The 2,981-nt window shown below is 66.9% G+C and carries 4 protein-coding genes; all 4 read right to left on the bottom strand.

The annotated features are described in order from the left end of the window. Window positions 1-8: 8 nt before the first annotated feature. The gene (locus AC1RS9_RS14420; RefSeq protein ID WP_074046577.1) at window positions 9-1,331 is read right to left on the bottom strand and encodes an ISL3 family transposase; all 1,323 of its coding nucleotides are present in this window, start codon (window positions 1,329-1,331) and stop codon (window positions 9-11) included. Window positions 1,332-1,505: 174 nt separating this feature from the next. Further along, on the bottom strand, window positions 1,506-1,826 hold the full coding sequence (locus AC1RS9_RS14415) for a DMT family transporter (protein WP_006947550.1): 321 nt from the start codon (window positions 1,824-1,826) through the stop codon (window positions 1,506-1,508). Further along, on the bottom strand, window positions 1,826-2,173 hold the full coding sequence (locus tag AC1RS9_RS14410; protein WP_038567597.1) for a DMT family transporter: 348 nt from the start codon (window positions 2,171-2,173) through the stop codon (window positions 1,826-1,828). The genes AC1RS9_RS14415 and AC1RS9_RS14410 overlap by 1 nt, the downstream gene beginning before the upstream one ends. After that, complete coding sequence (locus AC1RS9_RS14405) at window positions 2,170-2,592, bottom strand: TetR/AcrR family transcriptional regulator (RefSeq protein WP_160126279.1); 423 nt, start codon at window positions 2,590-2,592, stop codon at window positions 2,170-2,172. The genes AC1RS9_RS14410 and AC1RS9_RS14405 overlap by 4 nt, the downstream gene beginning before the upstream one ends. Window positions 2,593-2,981 lie beyond the last annotated feature (389 nt).

Here is a 2,981-nt window from a genome sequence, read left to right as displayed (position 1 = left end):
AAAGGGGCTCATCCCAGTCGAGGGTGTAGACGGGGTCTGAACCCGCCGGTCTCGAGCAGGCTCCTGGCGATGTAGTTGGTGAGGTTGCGGAACCCAAGAGCACTGCCGCGGAGGTGTTCGAGGCGGCCGTTGATCGCCTCGGTCGGACCGTTGGACGTGCCGGGGCGGTCGAAGTAGGCGAGCACGTCGTCGGCGCGCTTCCTCAGCGTCCGGCCGAGTGTGGTGAGTTCGACCAGCGCCCTCGGGACACCGCTGCTGATCGAGGCAATCAGGTTGGCCATGAGCTCGCGGCCGTGGTGGCGGTCTTCGTGGCGGTAGGCGGCGATCATCCGCTGGTAGATCCCCCAGGTCGCCTCGACCTCGACATGCTCCTCGGCCCCGAACAACGTGCGGAGTCGAGCGGCCTGCTTGTCGGTCAGCAGCTCGGCGCCGGTGTGCAGGGTCCGCCGCGCGGCATACAGCGGGTCGCCCTTCATCCCGCGGTGGCCGTGGATGGCCTGCTGCACCCGGCGCCGGCACCGGTCGAGCGCGTCCCCGGCGAGGCGGACGACGTGGAACGGATCCATGACCGCCACCGCGTCGGGGAGCTCCTCGGCGGCGGCGGTCTTGAAGCCGGTGAACCCGTCCATCGCGACGACCTCGATCCCGTCGCGCCAGGTGTCGGGTCGGGCGGCGAGCCAGGTCTTGAAGGCCTCCTTCGAGCGACCCTCGACCATGTCCAGCAGCCTGGCGGGGCCGGTCTTGTCGCGGATCGGGGTCAGGTCGATGATCACGGTGACGTACCTGTCGCCGCGCCTGGTGTGCCTCCAGACGTGCTCATCGACGCCGATGACCCTCACGCCGTCGAAGCGGGCCGGGTCGTCGATGAGAACACGTCGGCCTTCAGCAAGCACGGCGTCGTTGGCGGTGTCCCAGGCGACGTCGAGTCCCTCGGCGATCCGGGTGACGGTGAGGTGCTGCACGACCAGCGCTTCGAGCGCCCACTGCAGCCCACGGCGCGAGAGCTTCGACCGCGGCTCGGCCGCACGGGTGGTGTCTTGGCGCCACACGTGCCCGCAGCCGGTGCAGCGGTAGCGACGCACCGCGACCTCCAACACCGTCGGTCGCCACCCCAGCGGCTCGTGCGCGAGCCGACGGATCACGGTGTCCCGAGCAGCGCCTTCGGCGCCGCAGCGTCGACACCACTCGTCCGGGGTCAGGACTCTGCAGGCGAGCACCGCGCGGTCGGGCTCGAGGCGCTGGCCGGTCACGACGAGGTCGAGTTCGTCGAGTCGGCAGAACGTTGTCAGGTCCGGGCGAGCGAAGCGGGCCCGAGCGGTAGCGACAGGCAACGACGTCAGACCTCCGGATGTCAGGCGTGGAACGTCATCTTCCGAAGACCTCGACCACGATCTAGCCACCGTCGCGCCGGAGTCGCTTCGATCAACGAGTACACCTCATCAGAAGCCCGTTGCCAAGGCCTTGCTCCGTTGTGAGCGACGACGTCGTGGGGATGGGGATCTCAGTCAGTGCAGGGCGCCGAGCTCGACGAGAAGAACGCCGGCGATGATGAGTGCGATGCCGCCCATCATGAGCGCGGTGAGCGGCTCCTTGAAGAGGGCTTTGGACGCGACGGCCGTTAGGGCAACTCCGGACGCTGCCCAGATGCCGTAAGCGACACCGAGGCCCAGGCCCTCATTAAGGGCGAGGGTGAGAAACGCGAAGGCCAGGAGGTAGCCGCCGGCGACGGCGGCGTAGTAGGCGCGGACGCCAGTAGCTGCCATGCGCAGCGAGAGGGTAGCGCTGACCTCGGCAATGATGGCTCCGAGGAGGAACAGGTAAGCCATCAGGTGGCTTCTTCGAGGTTCTTGACCGCGTGCTGGGAGCCGAGTTCGACGGTGAGGACGCCGGCAATGATGAGGACGATGCCGACGCCCATGAGTGCGGTGAGGGTTTCATCGAAGATCAGCGACGACATCACGGCGGTGGTGGCGACACCGAGGGCGCCCCAAATGCCGTAGGCGACGCCCAGCGCCATGCCCTGACGCAGAACGAGGGCGAGGAGAATGAACGAGGCGATGTAGCCAGCCGCGACGAGCACGTACAGTCCGGGTCGATCGAGTGCTCCCTTCAGCGACAGCGAACCGGTGACCTCGCTGAGGATGGACCCCGCGAGCAGTAGCCACTTGGTCATGAGTTCTCCTGGATGAGGTGGTGTGCGAGTGCTCGAATGGCGTCGGTGTCCTCGTCGGATAGGGCGATGCCGTTGCCGGCGGTGTTGAGCCAGATGCCGTCGGCCAAGAGTCGGACGCCGTGGAGGCGGGCCCGCTGGTCGGCCGGAAGGGTCTCGGGGACGTCGACCCAGGCCCCCATGCGGCTGTTCCATCGCTCGGTGAGCGGCTCGCGCAGGCGGGGGTCGGTGAACATGACCAGGTCGCCGTAGTCGAACGGCCCGTCGCAAGCCCAGTCAACGTAGGCGGCGAGGCGTTCGCTGATCGTGGGTACGTTTGGGTTGGTGGTAGCCAGGCGGGCGGCCAGATCCCGCTCGTAGCCGTCGAGGAGGTGGTCGATGACGGCGGTCATCAGTGCTTCCTTGGTTGGGAAGTGGTACATCAGGCCAGCCTTAGTGATTCCTGCAGCGCGAGCTGCGGACACCAGGGAGACAGAGGCGCCAGTGCGGGCCCACGCAAGAGTGCTGGCGAGAACGCCGCCTCGCGCCGACGGTCGGTGGGCAGGTGCACTAGTACTCATATCGACAACTCTACCTACCGGTAGGGTAAGTAACAAACTCATGGTGAGCTGGGCCTCCCGAGCTGAGCGTCAGCATGCTAAGAGCGTGACCGCCCGGCACCTACGACGCCCCGGCCAAGGCGATCAACGGATGACTCGAACACCTCTGTGACTTCCGCGCGTGGGTTCCGAAACCTCATCAACTATCGCTAGGCCACTACTCAAAGCCGGCGACTTCCAGACCGCGACTACACCCTCGATTGGGATGAGCC

The organism is Dermacoccus sp. MPR-E5, from assembly GCF_058809565.1.
The sequence above is the reverse complement of the archived record's forward strand: the minus strand, read 5'-3'. Positions and strand labels throughout refer to the sequence as shown.